Below are 6,952 nucleotides of genomic sequence, written 5' to 3'. Positions count from 1 at the left end.
CCTGGGCCGCCGAGGGCGGGCGGCGCGGGGGGGGGGGGGAGGTGGGGGGGGGGGGGAGGAGAAGGCGGGGGGGGTGCCCAGTGCGGGGGGGGGGTTGGGGGCGCGGGGGGGGGTTTCCCCCTCCCTCGCGCCGCTCCGAACTACCTCGGCAGCTCTCGGGCTACCTCGCGGACACCAGGTCAGAGCGGCGTGACCGTGCCGCGGAAGTGCTGGCGGCCGCGGCCGCCGTTCCAGCCGACGTAGGCGAAGCCGCCGCCGTCGTCCGGGGTCACTGCCACGTCCACCGTGCCGGGCAGCAGCACGGGCGAGGCGAACTCGACCGTCCAGCGGTACGCCTCGCCGCGCGCGTGCCCGACGTCGGCCAGGGCACGCGCCGCCGTGTACATGCCGTGCGCGATGGCGCGCGGGAAGCCGAACGCCTTGGCGGACAGCGCCGACAGGTGGATCGGGTTCCGGTCGCCCGAGACCGCGCCGTACGCGCGGCCGGTGCCCGGCCCGAGCGCCCACCGGCCGGTGGGCAGCGGGGGCGTCCACGTGCCCGTGGGCGCGCGGTCCTCGCCGTCGTGCTCGTCCTCCGCGTCCGTCCCGGGCGCCGTCCACGGCAGGTGGAAGCCCTTGGCGAGGTAGGTCGACACGCCCCGCCACACCGGGGCGGAGCCCGGGTCCGCCTGGCGGCGCACCTCGGCGACGAGGTCCACCTGCACGCCGCGCTTGTGCGGGCGCAGGTTCTCGGCCCAGGCGCGCACCTCGAGCGCGTCGCCCAGGACGACGGGCCCGCGGAGCTCGACGTCGTTCGCCAGGTGCACCATCCCCAGCAGCGGCAGCGGGAAGTCCCCACGCACCATGACCGCCGTCGCGAGCGGGAACGCGAGCACGTGCAGGTACCCCGCCGGCAGCACGTCGGTGACGGGCTCGTGCAGCAGCCGCTGATAGTCGTGCAGGTGGTGGGCGAGGTCCGCCGTCGGCACGTCGGAGACGCGGTACGCGACGTCGGGCAGCGTCAGGGGAGCAGCCTCCCCGTCGCCCTCCGACCGCCCCTGGCCGATGACGGGCAGGCCCGGCATCGCGCGCCCCGCGGCGATGCGGCCGGAGGCGGCGGCGCCGCGCGCGTAGAGGCTGCCGAGGCCCGGCAGGGTGGGCAGGGTCTCGACGCGCAGCGGCTCGCCGGCGCTGGTGGCCGGCGCGCTCGCCGTCACCGCCCCACCAGGTTCTGCCCGCACACGCGCAGCACCTGGCCGTTGACCCCGGCGGACGCCGGCGACGCGAGGAAGACGATCGCCTCGGCGACGTCGACGGGCTTGCCGCCCTGCTGCAGCGAGTTGAGCCGACGGGCCACCTCGCGGGTGGCGAACGGGATCGACGCCGTCATCTCGGTCTCGATGAAGCCGGGGGCGACGGCGTTCGCGGTGCCGCCGCGCGCGGCGACCAGCGGGGCCGTCGCGCGCGTGTGCCCGATGACGCCCGCCTTGGAGAAGCCGTAGTTCGTCTGGCCCTTGTTGCCGGCGATGCCGGAGGTCGACGCGAGCGAGACGATCCGCAGCCCGTCCACGCCCTCGCTCCCGTCGAGGCCGAGCAGCTGGTCGTTGATGCGCAGCTGGGCCTCGAGGTTGACGGCGATGACGGAGTCCCACTGGGCGGGCTTCATGTTGGCCAGCAGCTTGTCGCGCAGGATGCCCGCGTTGTGCACCACGACGTCGAGGCCGCCGTGGCGGGTGCGCGCGTGCTCGAGGATGCGGCGGCCCGCGTCCTCGGCCGTCACGTCGAGCTGGAGCGCCGTGCCGCCCACCGCGTTGGCGGTCCGGGCCAGGCCCTCGCCGGCCGCGGGGACGTCCACGCACACGACGGTGGCGCCGTCGCGGGCGAGGGTCTTCGCGATCGCGGCGCCGATGCCTCGGGCGGCCCCGGTGACGACGGCGACCTTCCCGGCCAGTGGCCGGTCCCAGTCGGCGGGAGCCTCGGCGTCCGCCGGGCCGACCGGCAGCAGCTGGCCGTCGACGTAGGCCGAGCGGGCGGACAGGAAGAAGCGAAGCGTCGCGAGCACCGAGGTGGCGTTCACGGCGGCGCCGTCGGTGAGCACGATCCCGTTGCCGGTGGCGCCCGCGCGCAGCTCCTTGGCGAGCGAGCGCAGGAAGCCGTCGACGCCGTTGCGCGCCGCGGCGAGCGCGGGGGCGTCGCCGTCGGCGGCCGCGCGCGAGACGGTGACGACGCGCCCGTTCGTGGCGAGCCGGCGCAGGACCGAGCCCGTGGCCAGCACGGCCGCGGAGACGTCGGTGGGTCGCTTCGCCTCGGTGAGCACGAGGAGCACGACGCCCCAGCGCGCGTCGTCGGTGGGCTGACGGCGCACGTCGAGGCCCCAGCCGTGGAGCTCCTTGGCGAGGGTGTCCGCGTCGCCGGTGGACGCGTCGTCCGAGACGACGAGGACGGGCCCGACGGTGAGCGGGTCGCCCGCGCGGAAGCGCCGCAGGATCGCGGGGCGCGGCAGGCCCAGCTTCTTCGCGAGCGTCTTGGTGAAGCCGGAGTTGACGGCCTTGGTGTAGGAGTCGGTCACGGGGCTCCCTCTCAGACGGACTCGACGACGGCGGTGGCCCCGAGGCCGCCGGCGGCGCAGACGGAGATCAGAGCGCGGGCCGGCCGGCCGGTCTCGGCGGCCTTCGCGGCGACCAGCTTGGCCGCCGTCGCAAGGATGCGCCCGCCGGTCGCGGCGAACGGGTGGCCGGCCGCGAGCGACGAGCCGTTGACGTTGAGCTTCTCCCGGTCGACGCTGCCGAGCGGCGTGTCGAGGCCGAGCTCCGCCTTGCAGTAGTCGGCGTCCTCCCACGCGGCGAGCGTGGTGAGGACGGTCGACGCGAACGCCTCGTGGATCTCGAAGAAGTCGAAGTCGTCGAGGGTCAGGCCGTTGCGGGCCAGCAGGCGCGGCACCGCGTGCACGGGCGCCATGAGGAGTCCGTCGTGGCCGTGCACGAAGTCGACGGCGGCGGTCTCGGCGTCGACGAGACGCGCGAGCACCGGCAGGTCGCGCTCGGCGGCCCACGCGGCCGACGACAGCAGCACGGTGGAGGCGCCGTCGGTCAGCGGCGTGGAGTTGCCGGCCGTCATCGTGGGCTCGGCGGGCTCGGCGAGGCCGCGGCCGAACACCGGCTTGAGCTTCGCGAGCTTCTCCAGCGAGGTGTCCGCGCGGAGGTTGTCGTCACGGGTCAGGCCGCGGAACGGCGTGACCAGGTCGTCGAAGAACCCGGCGTCCCACGCGGCGGCGAGGTGCTGGTGGCTGGCGAGCGCGACCTCGTCCTGCGCGGCGCGGGAGATGCCCCAGCGGGCGGTGGTGATCGCCTGGTGCTCACCCATCGACAGGCCGGTGCGCGGCTCGTCGGTGGCGGGGGTGAGGGGCTTGAGGTCGGCGGGGCGGATCTTCGCGAAGGCCTTGAGGCGGGCCTGGAGCGTCTTGGCGTGCGACGCGTCGAGCAGCGCCCGGCGCAGCCCCTCGCTCACGGCGACCGGGGCGTCGGAGACGGTGTCGGAGCCGCCGGCGACGCCGGACTCGATCTGGCCGAGGCGGATCTTGTTCGCGACGGTGATCGCGGCCTCGAGGCCGGTCGCGCACGCCTGCTGCAGGTCGAACGCGGGGGTCTGGGGCGACAGCGAGGAGCCGAGCACGGACTCGCGGATCAGGTTGAAGTCGCGCGAGTGCTTGAGGACCGCGCCGCCCACGACCTCGCCGAGGCGCTCACCCTGCAGCCCGTACCGGGCGACGAGCCCTTCGAGCGCCGCGGTGAACATCTCCTGGTTGGAGGCGTCGGCGTACTTCTTGCCGGCGCGCGAGAACGGGATGCGGTTGCCGCCCACGATCACGGCGTCGCGCACGCCCGCGGGGGCGGACGGCGACGGGGCGGGGGTGGTCCTCCGGGACGTGCTCCGGGGGGAGCCGTCGGACGGCTTGCGTGTAGCCACAGCGATAGATCCTTCACTCCGTCGGTCAGGTAGGACTCACAGTACCTGATACTCTCAGTCCCGTGAGACGAGTCACAAGGTGCGGCCGATGAGGGCCGCGGAACAGCTCGACGCCCGTTCGACCCCGGACGGCCGCGCGGCCCTCGACGGTCGTTCGACGCGCTGGGACGATCATCGCGCCGCACGCCGGGCGCAGCTCGTCAACGCCGCGCGCAAGGCCGTGCACCGCGGCGGCCCCGGGGTCTCGATGGACGAGATCGCGGGCGAGGCGGGCACGTCCAAGTCGATCGTCTACCGGTACTTCGAGGACAAGGCGGGGCTGCGCCTCGCCGTGGCCGCGCACGTCGTGGCGACGATGCACGACGCCCTCCGCGAGGCGGCCGAGGCCGCGCCCACCCCGCACGCGGCCCTGCGCGCGATGGTCCGGGTGTACCTCGAGATGATCGAGCACTCGCCCAACGTCTACTGGTTCGTCACCCGTACCGCCATCGGCGGCAACGAGCCCGCCCCCGGCGCCGTCGGGACCGGGCAGGTCGAGGCGCTCGGCGCGTACCTCGACTCCGTGATCGAGCTGGTGGCCGAGCCCTTCGCCAGGGCCGTCCAGGTGCCCCCGGCGCTCGCCGCCGCCTGGGCCGCCGGGGCCGTCGGCTTCGTACGCGGCGCCGGCGAGTGGTGGCTCGGCCATGACGGAGCCGACCGGCTCACCCGGGAGGAGCTCACCGAGCAGGTGACGCTCTGGCTGTGGACCGGCCCCGTCGGCGTCCTCCACCACGAGGGCATGACGCCTCCCGACCCTTCGACCCCCATCCCCGCACCCCCGCAGGAGAACCGATGACCACGACGTCCGACCGTCCCGCGACGACGCAGGCCGCCGGCAGCGTGCCCGCCCCCAAGGCGACCCCGCGCGTCGACGTGGCCGGCCTGTCCGAGCAGCTGCTCGGCCGGTGGCCGGAGTGGCGCCGCCACGCCCGCGCGCGCTCGACCGACCCGACCTTCTGGAAGGACGAGTCGCTCTCGATGGCGGAGCACCGCGAGCGCGTGCTCGAGCAGATGAAGCTGCTCGCCACCGACGAGAAGCACCAGGTCTGGCTCGGGTACCCGACGCGCCTCGGCGGGGCCGACGCCCCGGGCGCGAACCTGGCGGGCTTCGAGGAGCTCGCCGTCGCCGACCCGTCGCTGCAGATCAAGGCGGGCGTCCAGTGGGGCCTCTTCGGCTCGGCGATCCTCCACCTGGGCACCCCGGAGCAGCAGGACCGTCTGCTGCCGGGCGCCATGGACCTGTCCGTGCCGGGCGCGTTCGCGATGACGGAGATCGGGCACGGCTCGGACGTCGCGTCGGTGGCCACGACCGCCACCTACGACCCGGAGACCGAGGAGTTCGAGATCCACACGCCGTTCCGCGCGGCGTGGAAGGAGTTCCTCGGCAACGCGGCGGTGCACGCCACGGCGGCCACCGTCTTCGCGCAGCTGATCACGAACGGCGTCAACCACGGCGTGCACTGCTTCTACGTGCCGGTGCGCGACCCGGAGACCATGGAGTTCCTGCCCGGGATCAGCGGGCACGACGACGGCCTCAAGGGCGGCCTGCGCGGCGTCGACAACGGGCGGCTCGCCTTCGACCACGTGCGCATCCCGCGTACGGACCTGCTCGCCCGCTACGGCGCGGTCGCCGCCGACGGCACGTACTCGTCGTCGATCGACAGCCCCGGCCGCCGCTTCTTCACCATGCTCGGCTCGTTGGTGCAGGGCCGCGTGTCCCTGGACGGCGCGGCGTCGACGGCGTCCAAGCTGGGCCTCGCCATCGCCGTGAAGTACGGCGCCGAGCGCCGGCAGTTCACCTCGTCGTCGCCGATCGAGGAGACGGTGCTGCTGGACTACGCGACGCACCGCCGCCGCCTGTTCCCCCGCATCGCGGAGACCTACGCGACGCACTTCGCGCACGACCGCCTCCTCGACCTGTTCGACGACGTCTTCTCCGGCGAGAAGGACACCCCCGAGAACCGCGAAGACCTCGAGACGATGGCGGCGGCGCTCAAGGCGACGTCGACCACGTTCGTGCTGGAGACGCTGCAGGAGGCCCGCGTCGCCTGTGGCGGCGCCGGCTTCATCACCGAGAACCGCATCACGAGCCTGCACCACGACATGGACGTGTACGCCACGTTCGAGGGCGACAACACGGTGCTGCTGCAGCTCGTCGCCAAGCGCCTCGTGGGCGACTACGCGAAGGCGCTCAAGGGCGCCACGTCGACGCCGGCCGGCATCGCCCGGTTCGTCGTCGACCGCGCCGCGGACGCCGCGCTGCACCGCACCGGCCTGCGCCGGGCCGGCCAGGCCCTCGCCGACGTCGGCGACCCGCGCCGCGCGGCCGGGCACCTGCGCGACGCCGAGACGCAGCGCGAGCTGCTCGCCGACCGCGTCGCGACGATCGTCGAGGACGTCGCCATGGCGCTGCGCCCCGCGCAGAAGGCCGACCCCGTCACGGCCGCGCGGATCTTCGACGAGAACCAGGTGCAGCTCGTCGAGGCGGCCAGGGCGCACGCGGACCTGCTGCGCTGGTCGGCGTTCACCGACGCCCTCGAGCAGATCGAGGACCCGGGCACGCGCCGCGTGATGACCTGGGTGCGCGACGTCTTCGGGCTCACGCTCATCGAGCGCAACCTCGCCTGGTACCTCATCAACGGGCGGCTGTCCGCGCAGCGTGCCCGCACGGTGACGTCGTACGTCGACCGCCTGCTCGACCGCCTGCGTCCGCACGCCGTCGACCTCGTCGACGCGTGGGGCTACGGGCCGGAGCACCTCCGGGCGGTCATCGCGTCCGGCATCGAGGCGGAGCGGCAGGACGAGGCGCGGGCGTACTACGCCCAGCAGCGGGCCGACGGCACCGCGCCGGTCAGCGAGAAGGCGCTGAAGAAGCAGAAGCGTTCCTGACGGCGAGAGAGAAGCCCGGGAAGGAGGGGGGGGGCCGCAGATCCCCCCCCGGCTTCCCCTCCTCTTCTTCCTCTTCTTT

At 74.4% G+C, this 6,952-nt stretch carries 5 protein-coding genes; 2 read left to right on the top strand and 3 right to left on the bottom strand.

Annotated features, from left to right (window positions below):
- Nucleotides 1–179: 179 nt before the first annotated feature.
- The 3 genes from ACFVS0_RS19620 to ACFVS0_RS19610 are packed head-to-tail and all read right to left on the bottom strand — an operon-like array spanning nucleotide 180 to nucleotide 3,858.
- Entirely contained in the window at nucleotides 180–1,196 is a 1,017-nt protein-coding gene (locus ACFVS0_RS19620) for a MaoC family dehydratase (protein WP_430586118.1), read from the bottom strand.
- On the bottom strand, nucleotides 1,193–2,548 hold the full coding sequence (locus ACFVS0_RS19615) for a 3-oxoacyl-ACP reductase (RefSeq protein ID WP_430588904.1): 1,356 nt from the start codon (nucleotides 2,546–2,548) through the stop codon (nucleotides 1,193–1,195). The genes ACFVS0_RS19620 and ACFVS0_RS19615 overlap by 4 nt, the downstream gene beginning before the upstream one ends.
- Before the next feature lie 11 nt (nucleotides 2,549–2,559).
- Nucleotides 2,560–3,858, bottom strand: a complete 1,299-nt coding sequence (locus ACFVS0_RS19610) for an acetyl-CoA C-acetyltransferase (protein WP_430552210.1) — start codon at nucleotides 3,856–3,858, stop codon at nucleotides 2,560–2,562.
- A gap of 175 nt (nucleotides 3,859–4,033) precedes the next feature.
- Between ACFVS0_RS19610 and ACFVS0_RS19605 the strand changes: the two genes are divergently transcribed.
- Both ACFVS0_RS19605 and ACFVS0_RS19600 read left to right on the top strand, forming a co-directional pair.
- Nucleotides 4,034–4,780: a TetR/AcrR family transcriptional regulator gene (locus tag ACFVS0_RS19605; protein ID WP_430552158.1), complete on the top strand. Its 747-nt coding sequence runs from the start codon at nucleotides 4,034–4,036 to the stop codon at nucleotides 4,778–4,780.
- Nucleotides 4,777–6,873, top strand: a complete 2,097-nt coding sequence (locus tag ACFVS0_RS19600) for an acyl-CoA dehydrogenase (protein WP_430552157.1) — start codon at nucleotides 4,777–4,779, stop codon at nucleotides 6,871–6,873. Before ACFVS0_RS19605 ends, ACFVS0_RS19600 begins: the two co-directional genes overlap by 4 nt.
- The last annotated feature ends 79 nt before the right edge of the window (nucleotides 6,874–6,952 follow it).

Origin of the sequence: Isoptericola sp. NPDC058082, assembly GCF_042885055.1 — a bacterium.
GTDB lineage: Bacteria > Actinomycetota > Actinomycetes > Actinomycetales > Cellulomonadaceae > Isoptericola.
This window is presented reverse-complemented; position numbering and strand designations above follow the sequence as displayed.